This is a genomic window from Paracoccus sigandri, assembly GCF_003709565.1.
Classification (GTDB): Bacteria; Pseudomonadota; Alphaproteobacteria; order Rhodobacterales; family Rhodobacteraceae; genus Paracoccus; species Paracoccus siganidrum.
Genome location: NZ_QNRC01000012.1, coordinates 31993 through 50308, shown reverse-complemented (window position 1 = coordinate 50308; position 18316 = coordinate 31993). Strand labels below are relative to the sequence as shown.

Sequence of the window (18316 nt, the reverse complement as noted above, 5' to 3'; positions counted from 1 at the left end):
CTCAGCCCCGCCCGATCCGGCCCAGATGGGTGTCCTGGAAGCCGCTGGCCTCCTTCAGCCCATAGCCCAGGGCGCGGTCCGCGCCGACATGCGCCATCCAGATGGCGCCGCCGGCGATCAGCGCGGGCAGCCCCGCCAACAGCCCGATCAGCGCCAGGACCAGCCCGCCGGCATAGAGATGCGCGGCATTATACAGTGCCGCGCCGATGCGCGGTCCGGCCAGGTAGCCGATCATCGCCAGGTCGGGCGCCAGCAGCAGCAAGGGCCACAGCCACAGCGGCCAGCCGGGCGCGACCGCCCCGGCCAGCGCCAGCGCGGCCAGGGCAAGCAGCGCGCCCTCCAGCCGCTGCCAGGCGACGGCGCTCATTCCGCGGCCCGGATGCGGGCGGGCTTCAGCATCGGCGCCAGATAGCGGCCGGTATGGCTTTCGGCGATCTGCGCGACATCCTCGGGCGTTCCCGTCGCCACGATCCGGCCGCCGCCATCGCCGCCTTCGGGGCCGATGTCGATGATCCAGTCGGCGGTCTTGATGACGTCGAGGTTATGCTCGATGACGATCACCGTGTTGCCCTCGTCGACCAGGTGGTGCAGCACCTCCAGAAGCTTGCGCACATCCTCGAAATGCAGGCCCGTGGTCGGCTCGTCGAGGATGTAGAGCGTGCGCCCGGTCGAGCGCCGCGACAGTTCCTTGGACAGCTTGACCCGCTGCGCCTCGCCGCCCGACAGGGTCGTCGCCTGCTGGCCGACCTTGATATAGCCAAGCCCGACCTGCATCAGCGCGTCCATCTTCTCGCGGATCGCGGGGACGGCGGCGAAGAAGCCCTGCGCATCCTCGACCGTCATGTCAAGAACGTCGGCTATGCTCTTGCCCTTGAAGCGGATTTCCAGCGTCTCGCGGTTGTAGCGCTGGCCCTTGCAGGTCTCGCAGGTGACATAGACGTCGGGCAGGAAATGCATCTCGATCTTGATGACGCCGTCGCCCTGGCAGGCCTCGCAGCGGCCGCCCTTGACGTTGAAGCTGAACCGGCCGGGCTTGTAGCCGCGCGCCTTCGATTCCGGCAGGCCGGCGAACCAGTCGCGGATCGGGGTGAAGGCCCCGGTATAGGTGGCGGGGTTACTGCGCGGCGTGCGGCCGATGGGGCGCTGGTCGATGTCGATGACCTTGTCCAGATGTTCCAGCCCCTTGATGGTCTCGCAGGGGGCGGGGGTCTGGCGGGCGCCGTTCAGCCGCAGGCTGGCGGTCTTGAACAGCGTCTCGATGGTCAGCGTCGACTTGCCGCCGCCCGAGACGCCGCTGACGCAGACGAACTTGCCAAGCGGGAATTCGGCGGTGACGTCCTTCAGGTTGTTGCCGGTCGCGCCGACCACCGTGACCGACTTGCCGTTGCCCTTGCGGCGCTCGGCCGGGACGGCGATCTCGCGCGTGCCGGCCAGGTATTGCCCGGTCAGGCTGGCCGGGTCGGCGGCGATCTGCTCGGGCGTGCCGTGGCTGACCACGGTGCCGCCATGCACGCCCGCGCCGGGGCCCATGTCGAAGACGTAATCGGCATGGCGGATCGCATCCTCGTCATGCTCCACGACGATGACCGAGTTGCCCTGGTCGCGCAGCCCCTTCAGCGTTCCCAGCAGCCGGTCGTTGTCGCGCTGGTGCAGCCCGATCGACGGCTCGTCCAGAACATACAGCACCCCGGTCAGGCCCGAGCCGATCTGGCTGGCCAGCCGGATCCGCTGGCTTTCGCCGCCCGACAGCGTGCCCGCCGCGCGCGACAGCGTCAGATAGTCGAGGCCCACATTCACAAGGAAACCAAGCCTTTCGCGGATCTCCTTCAGGATCGCGGCGGCGATCTCGTTCTTCTGCTTCGTCAGGCTGGCCGGGGCGGATTCGATCCAGGCCAGGGCCTCGCGGATCGACAGCTCGACCACCTCGCCGATATGGTTGCCGGCGATCTTGACCGCCAGGGCCTCTGGCTTCAGGCGATGGCCGTGGCAGGCGCCGCAGCTGCGGTTGTTCTGGTAGCGCTCGAATTCCTCGCGCACCCACTGGCTGTCCGATTCGCGCAGGCGCCGCTCCATGTTCGGGATCACCCCCTCGAAGACGCGGGCGATCTGATAGACCCGGCCGGCATCGTCGAAGCGGAACTGGATCTCTTCCTTGCCCGAGCCGTAGAGGAACATCTGCTGCACCGCCTCGGGCAGGTCCTTCCAGGGGGTCTTCTTGTCGAAGCCGTAATGCTTCGCCAGGGCGTTGACGGTCTGGGTCAGATAGGCCGATTTCGACTTGGCCCAGGGGGCGATGGCGCCCTTGTCCACCGACAGCGCGGCATCGGGGACGACCAGCCTTTCGTCGAAGAACAGCTCCACCCCCAGCCCGTCGCAGACCGGGCAGGCGCCGAAGGGGGCATTGAAGGAAAACAGCCGCGGTTCGATCTCCGGGATGGTGAAGCCGCTGACCGGACAGGCGAAATTTTCGCTGAAGGTGATGCGCTCGGGCTCGGCTCCGTCTGCGGGCGCGGCGGTCTCCAGCACGGCGATGCCGTCGGCCAGGTCCAGCGCGGTGCGCAGGCTGTCGGCCAGCCGGGTCTCCAGCCCCTCGCGCACCACGATCCGGTCCACCACCACGTCGATATTGTGGCGGAACTTCTTGTCCAGCGTGGGCGGCTCGTCCAGCTCGTGAAAGGCGCCGTTCACCTTGATGCGCTGGAAACCCTGCTTGCGCAGCTCCAGGAATTCCTTGCGATATTCGCCCTTGCGGTCGCGCACGATCGGGGCCAGCAGATAGGCCCGCGTGCCCTCGGGCAGGGCCATGATCCGGTCGACCATGTCCTGGACCTGCTGCGCCTCGATCGGCAGGCCGGTGGCGGGCGAATAGGGCGTCCCCGCCCGCGCGAACAGAAGCCGCAGGTAGTCGTAGATTTCCGTGACGGTTCCGACGGTTGACCGAGGATTCTTCGAGGTCGTCTTCTGCTCGATGCTGATCGCCGGCGACAGGCCGCTGATATGGTCCACATCCGGCTTGCCCATCATGTCCAGGAACTGCCGCGCATAGGCCGACAGGCTTTCGACATAGCGGCGCTGCCCCTCGGCATAGATCGTGTCGAAGGCGAGGCTGGATTTGCCGCTGCCCGACAGCCCGGTGATGACCACCAGCCTGTCGCGCGGGATGTCCATGTCCACGCCTTTCAGATTGTGTTCGCGCGCGCCGCGCACCTCGATGAACTTCTGTTCCATGGGCGTGCCTCAATCGACCAAGCGCATCAGATAGTCATGCGACTTGAAAAAGCAACCGCAAAATGAGAACGTAGCATGAACTTTGGCGGAAAGGGGGGATTCGTCATGTCACGCGCGGAATATTCCGGCAGCTGCCAATGCGGCGCCGTCGCATTCGAGGTCGCGGCGGACCTGGACCAGGTGATCGCCTGCAACTGTTCGCGCTGCCGCAGGCTGGGCTGGGTGCTGACCTTCGTGCCGGCGACGGATTTCCGGCTGGTGAAGGACGGGCCGACCGCCGAATACCTGTTCAACAAGCACGCGATTTCGCATCGTTTCTGCCCGGCCTGCGGGATCCAGACCCATGCCATGGGCGCGCAGGACGGGGTGGCGATGGTGGCGGTGAACGTCAATTGCCTCGACGGCGTCGATGCGCGAAGCCTGACGCCGCAGCAGGTGGATGGCGCAAGCCTGTAAGGCGTCGCGGGCGGGGCGTGGTCTCTTTTGCCGATGGCTCTAACGCTTGCGCTGCATCGCAGCATTGCTAGGATGCCGCGACTGAACAAGGGGGACGGCATGTTCAACAAGATTCTTGTAGCGAATCGTGGTGAGATTGCGATTCGCGTGATGCGTGCGGCGAACGAGTTGGGGAAGCGGACGGTTGCGGTCTTTGCGGAGGAGGACAAGCTGGGCCTGCACCGTTTCAAGGCGGACGAGGCTTACCGGATCGGGGCGGGGCTGGGTCCGGTGGCGGCCTATCTGTCGATCCCCGAGATCATCCGGGTGGCGAAGCTGTCGGGCGCCGACGCGATCCATCCGGGCTATGGGCTGCTGTCGGAAAACCCCGATTTCGTGGATGCCTGCGCCGCGGCGGGCATCGCCTTCATCGGGCCGCGCGCCGACACGATGCGGGCGCTTGGCGACAAGGCCTCGGCGCGGCGGGTGGCGATTTCGGCCGGCGTGCCGGTGATCCCGGCGACCGAGGTGCTGGGCGAGGATTTCGAGGCGATCAAGACCGAGGCCGAGGCGATCGGCTATCCCTTGATGCTGAAGGCCAGCTGGGGCGGCGGCGGGCGCGGGATGCGGCCGATCAACACCCCCGAGGAACTGGTCGAGAAGGTCCGCGAGGGCCGGCGCGAGGCGGAAGCCGCCTTCGGCAATGGCGAGGGCTATCTGGAAAAGATGATCCTGCGCGCGCGCCATGTCGAGGTGCAGCTTCTGGGCGACACCCATGGCGGTCTTTACCATCTCTATGAACGCGACTGCACCGTGCAGCGCCGCAACCAGAAGGTCGTGGAGCGCGCCCCCGCGCCCTACCTGACCGAGGAACAACGCGCCGAGGTCTGCGAGCTGGCGCTGAAGATCGGCCGGGCGGTGGGCTATCAGAACGCCGGCACGGTCGAGTTCCTGATGGACATGGACACGGGGCGCTTCTACTTCATCGAGGTGAACCCGCGGGTGCAGGTCGAACATACCGTGACCGAGGAGGTCACCGGCATCGACATCGTGCAGGCCCAGATCCGCATCGCCGAGGGCGCGAGCCTGGCCGAGGCGACCGGGGCGGCCTCGCAGGGCGAGATCCAGCTGTCGGGCCATGCGCTGCAATGCCGGGTGACGACCGAGGATCCGCAGAACAACTTCATCCCCGATTACGGCCGCATCACCGCCTATCGCAGCGCCACCGGCATGGGCATCCGCCTGGACGGCGGCACCGCCTATTCGGGCGGCGTGATCACCCGCTATTACGATTCGCTGCTGGTCAAGGTCACGGCCTGGGCGCAGACGCCGGACCAGGCGATCAAGCGCATGGACCGGGCCCTGCGGGAATTCCGGGTGCGCGGGGTGTCGACGAATATCGACTTCGTCATCAACCTGCTGAAGCACCCGACCTTTCTCGACGATACCTATACAACCAAGTTCATCGACACCACGCCCGACCTGTTCAGCTTCCGCAAGCGACGCGACCGGGCGACGAAGATCCTGACCTACCTGGCCGATATCAGCGTGAACGGCCATCCCGAGACGGCCGGGCGCAAGGCCCCGCCGGCGCAGGCCCGCCTGCCGGTGCCGCCCGCCCCCGCCATCGAATCGGGGGCCGAGCCCGCCCCAGGCACGCGGCAGATGCTGGAGGCGCAGGGCCCGCAGGCGGTGGCCGACTGGATGGCGGCGCAGCAACGGCTGCTGATCACCGACACGACGATGCGCGACGGGCACCAGTCGCTGCTGGCCACGCGGATGCGCTCGATCGACATGATCCGGGTGGCGCCCAGCTATGCGGCGAACCTGCCGCAGCTGTTTTCCGTCGAATGCTGGGGCGGGGCGACCTTCGACGTCGCCTATCGCTTCCTGCAGGAATGCCCCTGGCAGCGGCTGCGCGACATTCGCAAGGCGATGCCGAACCTGATGACGCAGATGCTGCTGCGGGCCTCGAACGGGGTGGGCTACACCAATTATCCCGACAATGTCGTGCAGGCCTTCGTGCGCCAGGCGGCGGAAACCGGGGTCGACGTCTTCCGGGTCTTCGACAGCCTGAACTGGGTCGAGAACATGCGCGTCGCCATGGATGCGGTGATCGAGAGCGGCAAGATCTGCGAGGGCGCGGTCTGCTATACCGGCGACATGCTGGACCCGGAGCGGTCCAAATACGACCTGAAATATTACATCCGCACCGCGCAGGACCTGAAAGCCGCCGGCGCGCATGTGCTGGGGCTGAAGGACATGGCGGGGCTGCTGAAGCCGGCCGCCGCCTCGGTCCTGGTCCGGGCGCTGAAGGAAGAGGTCGGGCTGCCGGTGCATTTCCATACCCATGACACCTCGGGCATCGCCGGGGCGACGATCCTGGCCGCGGCCGAGGCCGGGGTGGATGCGGTCGACTGCGCGATGGACGCCTTCTCGGGCGGCACCTCGCAGCCCTGCCTGGGCTCGGTGGTCTCGGCGCTGCGCGGCACGGATCGCGACACCGGCCTGGATATCGGAAGGGTCCGCCAGATCAGCAATTACTGGGAACGGGTGCGGGAAAACTACGCGGCCTTCGAATCGGGCCTGCAGGCCCCGGCCTCGGAAGTCTGGCTGCACGAGATGCCGGGCGGCCAGTTCACCAACCTCAAGGCCCAGGCGCGTTCCATGGGGCTGGAGGATCGCTGGCACGAGGTCGCGCAGGCCTATGCCGACGTGAACCGGATGTTCGGCGACATCGTCAAGGTCACGCCCAGCTCCAAGGTGGTGGGCGACATGGCGCTGATGATGGTGGCCCAGGGGCTGACGCGGGCGCAGGTCGAGGATCCGGGCGTCGATGTCAGCTTCCCCGATTCGGTCGTCGACATGATGCGCGGCAACCTGGGCCAGCCCCCCGGCGGCTGGCCCGAGGCGATCCAGGGGAAGGTGCTGAAGGGCGAGGCCCCGATCACCGACCGCCCCGGCGCGCATCTGCCGCCCGTGGACCTCGAGGCCGCTCGGGCGAAGCTCTCGGAGGAGCTGGACGGCAAGCCGGTCGATGACGAGGACCTGAACGGCTGGCTGATGTATCCCAAGGTGTTCCTCGACTACATGGCCCGGCACGAGACCTATGGCCCGGTGCGGGTGCTGCCGACGCGGACCTTCTTCTACGGCATGGAGCCGGGCGAGGAGATCACCGCCGAGATCGACCCCGGCAAGACGCTGGAGATCCGCCTGCAGGCGATCGGCGAGACCGACGAGACCGGCGAGGTGAAGGTGTTCTTCGAACTGAACGGCCAGCCGCGCATCATCCGGGTGCCGAACCGCAAGCTGGCCGGCGCCTCGGCGGCGCGTCCCAAGGCGGATGCGGCCAACCCCGCCCATGTCGGCGCGCCGATGCCCGGCGTCGTCGCCTCGGTCGCGGTGACCCCCGGCGCCAGGCTCCGCCAGGGCGACCTGATCCTGACCATCGAGGCGATGAAGATGGAAACCGCCCTCCACGCCGACCGAGACGGAACGGTGACGGCGGTCCACGTCACGCCCGGCGCGCAGATCGACGCAAAGGATCTGCTGGTGGAAATGGAATAGGCCGGGCCGGATCCATCCCCCGTCTCCGGGCCGGGCGGCCCCGCGAAGCTTCGCGCCCCGCCCGGCCCGCGCCCCTGCAAGGGCACCCCACGGCAGCCCCGCGCCAGCTTTCATCTTGGCAAAATATCCCACGGGGGGTCGCCGGCTGGTGCGCCACTGGTTCGAGAACCAGCCGGCGACGGGTGTGAAACCCCCGGCGTGGCCAACCGCGAACCCGCCCGGAAATCGCCGGAAGGCGACATCGGAAGCCTCGAATGCGTCGCATTTCGGCGCCCGCGAAAGCCCGAGGGGCAATTGACCCTGCCCGCAGTCGGGTCTAAACGGACCCTAGCCAACCCGTCGCGGGGCAGCTAGTGCATCCCCCGCGACCGAAAAGGGGACACTAGCCCGTGGAAAACCTTCTGCAGGAATATCTGCCGATCCTCGTCTTCGCGGGGATGGCGTCTGCCCTGGCGATCGTTCTGCTTCTGGCCGCCGCCGTCATCGCCGTGCGCAATCCCGACCCCGAAAAGGTCAGCGCCTATGAATGCGGCTTCAACGCCTTCGACGACGCGCGGATGAAGTTCGACGTCCGCTTCTACCTGGTCTCGATCCTGTTCATCATCTTCGACCTGGAAGTGGCCTTCCTGTTCCCCTGGGCGGTCAGCTTTGCCGGACTTTCCGACGCGGCCTTCTGGTCGATGATGGTCTTCCTGGGCGTGCTGACCGTGGGCTTTGCCTATGAATGGAAGAAGGGGGCGCTGGAATGGGCGTGATGACCGGAGCCAATGCCGCCGGCCCCGACCGCGAGGTCGCCACGGCGGCGCTGAACCGCGAATTGCAGGACAAGGGCTTCCTGCTGACCACGACCGAGGACATCATCAACTGGGCCCGCAACGGGTCCCTGCACTGGATGACCTTCGGCCTGGCCTGCTGCGCGGTCGAGATGATGCAGACCTCGATGCCGCGCTACGACCTGGAACGCTTCGGCACCGCGCCGCGCGCCAGCCCGCGCCAGTCGGACCTGATGATCGTCGCCGGCACGCTGACAAACAAGATGGCCCCGGCGCTGCGCAAGGTCTATGACCAGATGCCCGAGCCGCGCTATGTCATCAGCATGGGCTCCTGCGCCAATGGCGGCGGCTATTACCATTACAGCTACTCGGTGGTGCGCGGCTGCGACCGGATCGTGCCGGTGGACATCTATGTTCCCGGCTGCCCGCCCACGGCCGAGGCGCTGCTCTACGGTATCCTGCAACTTCAGCGCCGCATCCGGCGCACCGGTACGCTGGTGAGGTAACGATGGCCGTCTATCCCGATACCGATGCGCTGAGCCAGCTGGCCGAACATATCCGCCTGCGCCGCGCCAGCGAGGTGCTGGACGCCGAGGTCGCGTTCGACGAGCTGAACGTGACCTGCACGCTGAGCGGCCTGCCGGGGCTGATCGAGTTCCTGCGCAGCGATTCCGGCTGCCGCTTCTCGACGCTGGTGGACATCACCGCGGTGGACCATCCCGAGCGCCCGCAGCGTTTCGACGTGGTCTATCACCTGCTGTCGATGTACCAGAACCAGCGGATCCGCGTGAAGGTGGCGGTCCGCGAGGATGAATCGGTGCCCTCGCTGACCGGGATCTTCCCGAACGCGAACTGGTACGAGCGCGAGGTCTTCGACATGTTCGGGATCCTGTTCTCGGAACATCCCGACCTGCGCCGCATCCTGACCGATTACGGCTTCCACGGCTTCCCGCTACGCAAGGATTTCCCGACCACCGGCTATGTCGAGGTCCGCTACGACGAATCCGAGAAGCGGGTGGTCTATGAACCCGTCAACCTGGTCCAGGAATACCGGCAGTTCGACTTCCTCTCGCCCTGGGAGGGCGCGAAATACGTCCTGCCGGGCGACGAGAAGCAGGGGGCGAAATGAAGCCGGGGCTGGCAGTCGGCTCGACGGGCCGCCATGCGCTGAAGATCGGCGACGAGCATCTGGTGCCGGCGCTGTTCGGCGGCGTGGCCTTCCCAAACATGCCGGCGGTCTTCGCGACGGCGCAGATGGTCGGGCTGATGGAATGGGCCTGCGTCGCGCATCTGCGCCCCTATTACGAGGCGGGCGAGGATTCGCTGGGGATCCATGTCGATGTCGACCACGGCGCGCCGACGCTTTCGGGCCAGACCGTGACGGTCGAGACCGAGGTCGAAGAGATCGACGGCCGCTTCGTCTGGTTCCGGGTCCGCGCCCATGACGGCGTGGAGGTGATCGGCCAGGGGCGCCACCGCCGCGCGGTGATCGACGTGGCGAAATTCAACGACCGGCTGGCCGCCAAGCGGGCCGTGGCCGGGCTGGAGGGCTGACGGATGGACGGCGATATCCGCAAGAACAGCTATGACGACGGCTCGACGGACATGCTGTCCGGCGAACAGAGCATCCGCAATTTCAACATCAACTTCGGCCCGCAGCACCCGGCGGCCCATGGCGTGCTGCGCATGGTGCTGGAACTGGACGGCGAGGTGGTCGAGCGCGCCGACCCGCATATCGGCCTGCTTCATCGCGGCACCGAGAAGCTGATGGAAAGCCGCACCTTCCTGCAGAACCTGCCCTATTTCGACCGGCTGGACTATGTGGCGCCGATGAACCAGGAACATGCCTGGTGCCTGGCGATCGAGAAGCTGACCGGCACCGTCGTGCCGCGCCGCGGCAGCCTGATCCGGGTGCTGTATTCGGAAATCGGCCGCATCCTGAACCACCTGATGGGGCTGACCACCGGCGCCATGGACGTGGGCGCGCTGACCCCGCCGCTGTGGGGGTTCGAGGCGCGCGAGGAGCTGATGATCTTCTACGAACGGGCCTGCGGGGCGCGGCTGCACGCGGCCTATTTCCGGCCCGGCGGCGTCCACCAGGACCTGCCGCCCGACCTGCTGGACGATATCGAGGAATGGTGCGAGCGCTTCCCGAAGCTGGTCGACGACCTGGACACGCTGCTGACCGAGAACCGGATCTTCAAGCAGCGCCTGGTCGGCATCGGCGTGGTGGCCGAACAGGATGCGCTGGACTGGGGCTATAGCGGGGTGATGGTCCGCGGCTCGGGGCTGGGCTGGGACCTGCGTCGCGCGCAACCCTATGAATGCTATGACGAATTCGACTTCATGATCCCGGTCGGCAAGAATGGCGACTGCTATGACCGCTATCTGTGCCGGATGCAGGAGATGCGCGAGTCGGTGAAGATCATGAAGCAGGCGGTCCAGAAGCTGCGCGCCGAGCCCGAGGGCGACGTCATGGCCCGCGGCAAGCTGGCCCCGCCCAGGCGCGCCGAGATGAAGCGCAACATGGAAAGCCTGATCCACCACTTCAAGCTCTATACCGAGGGTTTCAAGGTCCCCGCGGGCGAGGTCTATGCCGCCGTCGAGGCCCCCAAGGGCGAATTCGGCGTCTATCTGGTCAGCGACGGCACCAACAAGCCCTATCGCAGCAAGATCCGCGCGCCCGGCTTCACCCATCTGCAATCCATGGACTGGATCGCCAAGGGGCATCTGCTGGCCGACGTGCCGGCGATCATCGCGACGCTGGATATCGTCTTCGGCGAGGTGGACCGGTGATGTTGAACAATATCGGCCTTCCAGGATTGGTGATGCTGCTCGGCATATCAACCAATCCATTCCTGCAGTTCTTCGCGTTGGCCGGGATCGCGGCCGCATCAACTTTCGGGGGCTAATTCATGCTTCGCCGTCTTCATCCCGAACAGCCCGCCAGCTTCGAATTCACGCCCGCCAACCTGGAATGGGCGCGGGCGCAGATGACCAAATACCCGGAAGGCCGCCAGCAATCGGCGATCATCCCGGTCCTGTGGCGCGCGCAGGAGCAGGAGGGCTGGCTGACCCGCCCGGCCATCGAATATTGCGCGACGCTGCTGGGAATGCCCTATATCCGGGCGCTGGAAGTCGCGACATTCTACTTCATGTTCCAGCTGCAACCGGTTGGTTCCGTGGCGAATATCCAGATCTGTGGCACCACCAGCTGCATGATCTGCGGGGCCGAGGACCTGGTCGAGGTCTGCAAGCGTCGCATCGCGCCGACGCCGCATACCGTCTCGACCGACGGCAAGTTCAGCTGGGAAGAGGTCGAATGCCTGGGCGCCTGCGCCAATGCGCCGATGGCCCAGATCGGCAAGGACTATTACGAGGACCTGACGCCCGCCAAGCTGGAGGCGCTGCTGGATGCCTTCGCCGCCGGCCAGGTGCCGCTGCCCGGCCCGCAGAACGGCCGCTATGCCTCGGAGCCGCTGACCGGGCTGACCAGCCTGGCCGAGCTGAAGGGCACCGGCCACGAGCTGAACGCCAGCGCCGAACGGGCCCGCGAATTTGGTGAGACGGTCAAGCGCATCGACGGCAGCGAGGCGCCGATCCTGACGAAATGGCTGCGCCCCGACCCCTCGGCCGACCAGCAGGAGGGCCAGGACGGGCTGCCCGACCAGGAACCCGACGCCGCCAAGCCCGTGGTCGAGAAGGCCGCGCGGGCCGATGCCGAGAAGGTTCGCAGCGAAGGTGACAAGGAACGCGAGATCGAGGCCGAGGTCTCGTCCAGCGCGCCGGAAAATGCTAAGGAAGATAAGGGCTGAGGGCCAGCCGACGGGATTGGGACCGCAACACGGGGATGACCGCCATGCCGGTATCGGACAGCGCAAGGACCTGCTGGATCGCCGCGGCCGTGATGGGCCTGCTGGTGTGGGTCTTCACAGCCGGCTTCGGCGAGTTGCGCTGGTTCGAGGGGCTGTTCCTGGCGCTGATGGCGGGCTGGCTGCTGGGATCGGCGCTGGTCTGGATCTCTTGCCGCGGGCAGCAGGTGATGGACGGCGACGCCTGGCAGCCCGATCTGCCGCGCGATCTGCCGCAGCCGGGCAGGGAGCCCGCGCCGGTGGCCGAGGAGCCTGTGACCCGCGCCGCCGCGCCGGTCGAGACGCCGAAGGTTGCGGCGCCGCAGGCGCAGGTGGACGACCTCAAGCAGATCAAGGGCATCGGCCCCAAGCTTGAGGAGGTGCTGCAAGCCGAGGGCGTGACCGGCTTCGCCCAGATCGCGGCCTGGGACGAGGCCGAGATCGACCGCTTCGCGGAACGGCTTGGCCGCCTGGGCCGGCGCATCCGCAGCGACGACTGGGTCGGGCAGGCGCGGGCCCTGGTTGCCGCGCAGAAAGGTGGCGGCGCGTGATGTCGAAGCCACAGGACAGGCCGGGGGACAGGGACGCGCGGCAGATGCGGCTGGCCGCCATCGTGATCGCGCTGGCCATGCTGGGCTGGCTGGTCGTGCAGGCGCTTGGCCGGGAATATGGCTGGGCCGGGAAATGGGCCTTCCTGGCCGATCTCGCGGCCATCGGAGCTTTTGTCTGGTCGCTGCTCGTGACCTGGCGTATCTGGCGGCGCAGGAATGGGTGACGCCCGGATGATGAGGATAGGCAGGCAAGGATGCTGAAAGATCAGGATCGTATATTCACCAACCTCTACGGGATGGGCGACCGCTCTCTGGCTGGTGCGAGGAAGCGCGGGCTGTGGGACAACACCGCCGAGATCATCGGCCGCGGCCGCGACAGGATCATCGAGCAGGTGAAGGCCTCGGGCCTGCGCGGGCGCGGGGGCGCGGGCTTCCCGACCGGGCTGAAATGGTCCTTCATGCCCAAGGAAAGCGACGGGCGGCCGTCCTACCTGGTCATCAACGGCGACGAATCCGAGCCCGCGACCTGCAAGGACCGCGAGATCATGCGCCACGATCCGCATACGCTGATCGAGGGCGCTCTGGTGGCCAGCTTCGCGATGGGCGCGAATGCCGCCTATATCTACCTGCGCGGCGAATTCATCCGCGAGCGCGAGGCGCTGCAGACGGCCATCGACGAATGCTATGACGCGGGCCTTCTGGGTGCCAATGCGGCGGGTTCGGGCTGGGATTTCGACCTCTATCTGCATCACGGCGCCGGCGCCTATATCTGCGGCGAGGAAACCGCGCTGCTGGAATCGCTGGAAGGCAAGAAGGGCATGCCCCGGATGAAGCCGCCCTTCCCGGCGGGGGCGGGGCTCTACGGCTGCCCGACCACGGTGAACAACGTCGAATCCATCGCCGTCGTGCCGACCATCCTGCGCCGCGGCCCGGAATGGTTCGCGGGCTTCGGCCGCCCGAACAATGCCGGCGTCAAGCTCTACGGCCTGACCGGGCATGTCAACGCGCCCTGCGTGGTCGAGGAAGCCATGTCGATCCCGATGCGCGAGCTGATCGAGAAGCATGGCGGCGGCGTGCGCGGCGGCTGGAAGAACCTCAAGGCGGTGATCCCCGGCGGCGCCTCCTGCCCGGTGCTGACCGCCGAACAGGCCGAAAACGCCATCATGGATTACGACGGCATGCGCGAACTGCGGTCGTCCTTCGGGACCGCCTGCATGATCGTGATGGACCAGCAGACCGACATCATCAAGGCGATCTGGCGGCTGTCCGCGTTCTTCAAGCATGAAAGCTGCGGGCAATGCACGCCCTGCCGCGAGGGCACCGGCTGGATGATGCGGGTGATGGAGCGGCTGGTCAGGGGCGATGCCGAGGTCGAGGAGATCGACATGCTGCTGGACGTGACCAAGCAGGTCGAGGGCCACACGATCTGCGCCCTGGGCGACGCGGCCGCCTGGCCGATCCAGGGGCTGATCCGCAATTTCCGCGAGGAGATCGAGGACCGCATCAAGGCCAAGCGCACCGGCCGCATGGGGGCATTGGCGGCGGAATGAGGGTTGCGGCGGCATATGCTCACGCCCCGCGCACGGGGATGTGCGGGGCGAAGCCCTCGGCCAGTGGTTATGTCTGCGGACGCAACCACCGAAAGAGGCATGCCATGAACCGCAAGACCCTGACCGCCCTTGTCGCGCTGGCCGCCCTGGCCGCGCCCGCCGCCGCGCTGGAGCCGCTGGCGCAGGAGCGCCATATCAACGACAGCCTGGTCCAGGCGCGCGTGGCCGACGTGCTGCGCCGCGGCTGCCCCGACCTCGGCGCCCGGATGGTCCGCGCCTTCAACGAGGCGCGCAAGCTGAAGCGTTACGCGCTGGACAGGGGCTACAGCGAGGCGCAGATCGACGCCTTCCTGGACAGCCGGGAAGAGCGCCAGCGGATCTATCGCGAGGCCGATCGCTACATGGTCGCGAATGGCGTCGTGAACGGCGAGCCCGAAACATTCTGCCGCCTCGGGCGGGAAGAAATAGCCCGGAAGACGATCGCGGGATCGCTTCTGGTTGCCAGGTAAGGATAGCGATGATGGCCGAATTGCGGACAATCAGGATCGACGGCAAGGAAATCGAGGTCGATCCCAACCTGACACTGATCCAGGCCTGCGAACTGGCCGGGATCGAGGTGCCGCGCTTCTGCTATCACGAGCGGCTGTCCATCGCCGGCAACTGCCGGATGTGCCTGGTCGAGGTCGTGGGCGGCCCGCCCAAGCCCGCCGCATCCTGCGCCATGCAGGTCAAGGACCTGCGCCCCGGCCCCGACGGCGCGCCGTCCGAGATCCGCACCAATTCGCCCATGGTCAAGAAGGCTCGCGAGGGGGTGATGGAATTCCTGCTGATCAACCACCCGCTGGATTGCCCGATCTGCGACCAGGGCGGCGAATGCGACCTGCAGGACCAGGCCATGGCCTATGGCGTGGATTTCAGCCGCTATCGCGAGCCGAAGCGCGCGACCGAGGACCTGAACCTGGGCCCGCTGGTCGAGACCCACATGACGCGCTGCATCAGTTGCACCCGCTGCGTGCGCTTCACCACCGAGGTGGCGGGCATCACCCAGATGGGCCAGACCGGCCGCGGCGAGGACAGCGAGATCACCAGCTATCTGAACCAGACGCTGGATTCGAACCTGCAGGGCAATATCATCGACCTCTGCCCGGTGGGCGCCTTGGTCTCCAAGCCCTATGCCTTCACCGCCCGCCCGTGGGAGCTGACCAAGACCGAGACCATCGACGTGATGGACGCGCTTGGCAGCAGCATCCGCGTGGACACCAAGGGGCGCGAGGTCATGCGCATCCTGCCGCGCAACCATGACGGCGTGAACGAGGAATGGATCAGCGACAAGACCCGCTTCGTCTGGGACGGGCTGCGCCGCCAGCGGCTGGACCGGCCCTATATCCGCGAGAACGGCAAGCTGCGCCCGGCCAGCTGGCCCGAGGCGCTGGCCGCCGCGGCCCGCGCGCTGAAGGGCGGCAAGGTGGCGGGGCTGGTCGGCGACCTCGTCTCGGTCGAGGCCGCGTTCAGCCTGAAGCAGCTGATCGAGGGGCTGGGCGGGAATGTCGAATGCCGCACCGACGGCGCGCGGCTGCCCGCCGGCAACCGTTCCGCCTATGCCGGCACAGCGCGGATCGAGGATATCGACCATGCCGCGATGATCCAGCTGATCGGCACCAACCCGCGCGACGAGGCGCCGGTGCTGAACGCGCGGATCCGCAAGGCCTGGGCGCTTGGCGCGCAGATCGGGCTGGTGGGGGAAGCGGTCGACCTGACCTATGACTATGCCCATCTGGGCAATGACCGGGCGGCGCTGGAGAACCTGTCCTCGAAGGAGATCAGCGAGGAGACGCGGGGCAAGCCGACCCTCGTGATCGTCGGACAGGGCGCGATCCGCGAGGCCGATGGCGAGGCGGTGCTGGCCCATGCGATGAAGCTGGCCGAGAACTCGAATTCGAAACTGCTGATCCTGCATACCGCCGCCAGCCGCGTGGGCGCGATGGATGTCGGCGCGGTGACCGAGGGCGGGCTGCCCGCCGCCATCGACGGCGCCAGCGTGATCTACAACCTGGGCGCGGACGAGGTCGACATCGATTCGGGCGCCTTCGTGATCTACCAGGGCAGCCATGGCGACCGCGGCGCGCATCGCGCCGACCTGATCCTGCCGGCGGCCTGCTATACCGAGGAAGGCGGGCTCTTCGTGAATACCGAGGGCCGCCCGCAGCTGGCCATGCGCGCCAATTTCGCGCCGGGCGAGGCCAAGGAGAACTGGGCGATCCTGCGCGCGCTGTCGGCCGAACTGGGCGCGACGCTGCCCTGGGACAGCCTGGCACAGCTGCGCCAGGCCCTGGTCCGCGAGGTGCCGCATCTGGCGCAGCTCGACCAGGTTGTGCAGAACGAGTGGCAACCGCTGGAGCTTCGTGACATGGGCAAGGCAAGTTTCGTCAACCCGATCAAGGACTTCTACCTGACCAACCCGATCGCGCGCAGCTCGCCCCTGATGGCTGAGCTGTCGCGGATGCAGGCGGCGCGCCGCGCCCCTGCTATGGCCGCGGAGTAGGGCGCGATGCGGCCGGCCCTCCGCCAGCCCCTGGTCCTGACCGGCGCGCTTGCGCTGGCCGCGCTGCTGTCGGGCTGCGGCAAGCAGGGAAATCCCGACGGGCGCCCGCCCGCGAAACCCGCCGAGATGACCGCCGCCATGGTCGATCCGGGCAGGGGCACGCTGTCGCGGGCGCGGATCTCGACGAAATCGGGCGAGATCCTGATCCTGGAGCCCGACGGATCGGTCTCGACCATGGCGCTGGACAGCCCCGGCGGGCGCGACGCCTTCGCCGTCACCGAGGCCGATCTGGCGGCGCTGAACGCCAACCTGGACCTGAACCTGTCGGGTGTCGCTGCCCCGGTGCGCCGGCGCGGCCCGACCGCGCAGGAACTGGCGCTGGAGGCCTTCGCGGCCCGCACCCGGCCCGCGCTGCCCGCCTGGCAGGAGGGGACCGAGCTTGCCCCCGAGGACTTCATCGCCGTGCGCGTCGATACGCTGAACGCCTCGGGCGCGGGCGACCTGGTCGAGGTGACGGCGAATCTGCGGCAGGGGGTGGACGCCGATATCGCGTTCTCGTATGCCACCTGCGCGCTGGCGGGGTGGGCGAAGGACAACGGCGGCAAATACGGCCGCCACATTCGCACCCTGCAGGATACACGCAACGGCAAATTGCTGATCGGCGCCGCCTTCACGGTGTCGGACAGCAAGCCGATGGGACTGCGGGTGATGGAAACGAACGAGACCTTGCGCGAATGCAAGGCACGCGGCATTCCCGCGGCGTAGGAAGAGGGACGGTCGGTCATGGCTGAATTCTGGGCATCCTCCTGGGGCATCGCGCTGATCCTGCTGCTGCAGGGTCTGGCGGTGATCGCCTTCGTGATGCTGTCGCTGGTCTACATGGTCTATGGCGACCGCAAGATCTGGGCCGCCGTGCAGATGCGGCGCGGTCCCAACGTGGTCGGCCCCTGGGGGCTGCTGCAGACCTTCGCCGACGCGCTGAAATATGTCGTCAAGGAGATCGTGATCCCGGCGGGGGCCGACAAGTTCGTCTTCTTCCTGGCGCCCTTCCTGTCGATGACGCTGGCGCTTCTGGCCTTCGTGGCGATCCCCTTCGCGCCGGGCTGGGTGATGGCCGACATCAACGTGGGCATCCTGTTCATCTTCGCCGTCTCCTCGCTGGAAGTCTACGGGGTGATCATGGGCGGCTGGGCCTCGAACTCGAAATACCCGTTCCTGGGCTCGCTGCGCTCGGCCGCGCAGATGATCTCCTACGAGGTCAGCCTGGGCCTGATCATCATCGGCATCATCATCTCGGCCGGCTCGATGAACCTGACCGCCATCGTCGAGGCGCAACGCGGCATGGGCGCGCTGTCCTGGTTCTGGCTGCCGCACCTGCCGATGGTGGTGCTGTTCTTCGTCAGCGCCCTGGCGGAAACCAACCGCCCGCCCTTCGACCTGCCCGAGGCGGAATCCGAGCTGGTCGCGGGCTTCATGGTCGAATATTCCTCGACCCCCTACCTGCTGTTCATGGCCGGCGAATACATCGCCATGTGGCTGATGTGCGCGCTGATCAGCCTGCTGTTCTTCGGCGGCTGGCTGTCGCCCATTCCCGGCATCCCCGACGGGGCGCTGTGGATGTTCGCCAAGATGGTCTTCTGGTTCTGGATGTTCGCCATGGTGAAGGCGATCGTGCCGCGCTACCGCTATGACCAGCTGATGCGGATCGGCTGGAAGGTGTTTCTGCCGCTGTCACTGGGCTGGGTCGTGATCGTGGCGTTCCTTGCGAAATTCGAGGTGCTTGGCGGGTTCTGGACCCGTTGGGCGGGAGTGTAAGACG

The 18316-nt window shown here is 67.1% G+C and carries 16 protein-coding genes and 1 pseudogene; 15 read left to right on the top strand and 2 right to left on the bottom strand.

The window, feature by feature from the left end:
* Nucleotide 1: 1 nt before the first annotated feature.
* Both C9E82_RS12490 and uvrA read right to left on the bottom strand, forming a co-directional pair.
* Nucleotides 2–367: a DUF4260 family protein gene (locus C9E82_RS12490; protein ID WP_119898243.1), complete on the bottom strand. Its 366-nt coding sequence runs from the start codon at nt 365–367 to the stop codon at nt 2–4.
* Entirely contained in the window at nt 364–3228 is a 2865-nt protein-coding gene (gene uvrA, locus C9E82_RS12485; protein WP_119898244.1) for an excinuclease ABC subunit UvrA, read from the bottom strand. The genes C9E82_RS12490 and uvrA overlap by 4 nt, the downstream gene beginning before the upstream one ends.
* A gap of 105 nt (nt 3229–3333) precedes the next feature.
* Here uvrA and C9E82_RS12480 point away from each other — a divergent pair, with 105 nt between their 5' ends.
* The 15 genes and pseudogenes from C9E82_RS12480 to nuoH all read left to right on the top strand — a co-directional run bounded on the left by C9E82_RS12480 (nt 3334) and on the right by nuoH (nt 18312).
* Entirely contained in the window at nt 3334–3684 is a 351-nt protein-coding gene (locus tag C9E82_RS12480; protein ID WP_119898268.1) for a GFA family protein, read from the top strand.
* A 99-nt stretch (nt 3685–3783) separates the two neighbouring features.
* Nucleotides 3784–7230: a pyruvate carboxylase gene (locus C9E82_RS12475; protein ID WP_119898245.1), complete on the top strand. Its 3447-nt coding sequence runs from the start codon at nt 3784–3786 to the stop codon at nt 7228–7230.
* A 389-nt stretch (nt 7231–7619) separates the two neighbouring features.
* Nucleotides 7620–7985: an NADH-quinone oxidoreductase subunit A gene (locus C9E82_RS12470; RefSeq protein ID WP_119898246.1), complete on the top strand. Its 366-nt coding sequence runs from the start codon at nt 7620–7622 to the stop codon at nt 7983–7985.
* Nucleotides 7976–8509, top strand: coding sequence for a NuoB/complex I 20 kDa subunit family protein (locus C9E82_RS12465; protein ID WP_119898247.1), 534 nt, complete (start codon nt 7976–7978; stop codon nt 8507–8509). Before C9E82_RS12470 ends, C9E82_RS12465 begins: the two co-directional genes overlap by 10 nt.
* A gap of 2 nt (nt 8510–8511) precedes the next feature.
* Nucleotides 8512–9132 (top strand): NADH-quinone oxidoreductase subunit C, encoded by a 621-nt coding sequence (locus C9E82_RS12460; RefSeq protein WP_119898248.1) that lies wholly within the window; start codon nt 8512–8514, stop codon nt 9130–9132.
* The gene (locus tag C9E82_RS12455) at nt 9129–9557 is read left to right on the top strand and encodes a thioesterase family protein (protein WP_119898249.1); all 429 of its coding nucleotides are present in this window, start codon (nt 9129–9131) and stop codon (nt 9555–9557) included. The genes C9E82_RS12460 and C9E82_RS12455 overlap by 4 nt, the downstream gene beginning before the upstream one ends.
* Nucleotides 9558–9560: 3 nt before the next feature.
* Nucleotides 9561–10799, top strand: coding sequence for an NADH-quinone oxidoreductase subunit D (locus C9E82_RS12450; protein WP_119898250.1), 1239 nt, complete (start codon nt 9561–9563; stop codon nt 10797–10799).
* 119 nt (nt 10800–10918) lie between these two features.
* A pseudogene (gene nuoE / locus C9E82_RS12445) lies at nt 10919–11815 on the top strand (NADH-quinone oxidoreductase subunit NuoE); the annotation flags it as partial.
* A gap of 47 nt (nt 11816–11862) precedes the next feature.
* Nucleotides 11863–12405 (top strand): hypothetical protein, encoded by a 543-nt coding sequence (locus C9E82_RS12440; protein WP_119898252.1) that lies wholly within the window; start codon nt 11863–11865, stop codon nt 12403–12405.
* Nucleotides 12405–12629, top strand: coding sequence for a DUF5337 domain-containing protein (locus tag C9E82_RS12435; RefSeq protein ID WP_119898253.1), 225 nt, complete (start codon nt 12405–12407; stop codon nt 12627–12629). The genes C9E82_RS12440 and C9E82_RS12435 overlap by 1 nt, the downstream gene beginning before the upstream one ends.
* Nucleotides 12630–12659: 30 nt before the next feature.
* Nucleotides 12660–13955, top strand: coding sequence for an NADH-quinone oxidoreductase subunit NuoF (gene nuoF, locus C9E82_RS12430; protein WP_119898254.1), 1296 nt, complete (start codon nt 12660–12662; stop codon nt 13953–13955).
* A gap of 104 nt (nt 13956–14059) precedes the next feature.
* The gene (locus C9E82_RS12425) at nt 14060–14464 is read left to right on the top strand and encodes a DUF5333 domain-containing protein (protein WP_119898255.1); all 405 of its coding nucleotides are present in this window, start codon (nt 14060–14062) and stop codon (nt 14462–14464) included.
* 11 nt (nt 14465–14475) lie between these two features.
* Entirely contained in the window at nt 14476–16497 is a 2022-nt protein-coding gene (gene nuoG / locus C9E82_RS12420; protein ID WP_119898269.1) for an NADH-quinone oxidoreductase subunit NuoG, read from the top strand.
* A 6-nt stretch (nt 16498–16503) separates the two neighbouring features.
* On the top strand, nt 16504–17262 hold the full coding sequence (locus tag C9E82_RS12415) for a hypothetical protein (protein ID WP_119898256.1): 759 nt from the start codon (nt 16504–16506) through the stop codon (nt 17260–17262).
* Nucleotides 17263–17280: 18 nt separating this feature from the next.
* A complete protein-coding gene (nuoH, locus tag C9E82_RS12410; RefSeq protein WP_119898257.1) occupies nt 17281–18312 on the top strand; it encodes an NADH-quinone oxidoreductase subunit NuoH in 1032 nt (343 codons plus the stop codon).
* Nucleotides 18313–18316 lie beyond the last annotated feature (4 nt).

Bases quoted from the DNA above. Each gene is read 5' to 3' on its own strand.
- C9E82_RS12490 (WP_119898243.1), bottom strand. From the start codon at position 367: ATGAGCGCCGTCGCCTGGCAGCGGCTGGAGGGCGCGCTGCTTGCCCTG.
- uvrA (WP_119898244.1), bottom strand. From the start codon at position 3,228: ATGGAACAGAAGTTCATCGAGGTGCGCGGCGCGCGCGAACACAATCTG.
- C9E82_RS12480 (WP_119898268.1), top strand. From the start codon at position 3,334: ATGTCACGCGCGGAATATTCCGGCAGCTGCCAATGCGGCGCCGTCGCA.
- C9E82_RS12475 (WP_119898245.1), top strand. From the start codon at position 3,784: ATGTTCAACAAGATTCTTGTAGCGAATCGTGGTGAGATTGCGATTCGC.
- C9E82_RS12465 (WP_119898247.1), top strand. From the start codon at position 7,976: ATGGGCGTGATGACCGGAGCCAATGCCGCCGGCCCCGACCGCGAGGTC.
- C9E82_RS12460 (WP_119898248.1), top strand. From the start codon at position 8,512: ATGGCCGTCTATCCCGATACCGATGCGCTGAGCCAGCTGGCCGAACAT.
- C9E82_RS12455 (WP_119898249.1), top strand. From the start codon at position 9,129: ATGAAGCCGGGGCTGGCAGTCGGCTCGACGGGCCGCCATGCGCTGAAG.
- C9E82_RS12450 (WP_119898250.1), top strand. From the start codon at position 9,561: ATGGACGGCGATATCCGCAAGAACAGCTATGACGACGGCTCGACGGAC.
- C9E82_RS12440 (WP_119898252.1), top strand. From the start codon at position 11,863: ATGCCGGTATCGGACAGCGCAAGGACCTGCTGGATCGCCGCGGCCGTG.
- C9E82_RS12435 (WP_119898253.1), top strand. From the start codon at position 12,405: ATGTCGAAGCCACAGGACAGGCCGGGGGACAGGGACGCGCGGCAGATG.
- nuoF (WP_119898254.1), top strand. From the start codon at position 12,660: ATGCTGAAAGATCAGGATCGTATATTCACCAACCTCTACGGGATGGGC.
- C9E82_RS12425 (WP_119898255.1), top strand. From the start codon at position 14,060: ATGAACCGCAAGACCCTGACCGCCCTTGTCGCGCTGGCCGCCCTGGCC.
- nuoG (WP_119898269.1), top strand. From the start codon at position 14,476: ATGGCCGAATTGCGGACAATCAGGATCGACGGCAAGGAAATCGAGGTC.
- C9E82_RS12415 (WP_119898256.1), top strand. From the start codon at position 16,504: ATGCGGCCGGCCCTCCGCCAGCCCCTGGTCCTGACCGGCGCGCTTGCG.
- nuoH (WP_119898257.1), top strand. From the start codon at position 17,281: ATGGCTGAATTCTGGGCATCCTCCTGGGGCATCGCGCTGATCCTGCTG.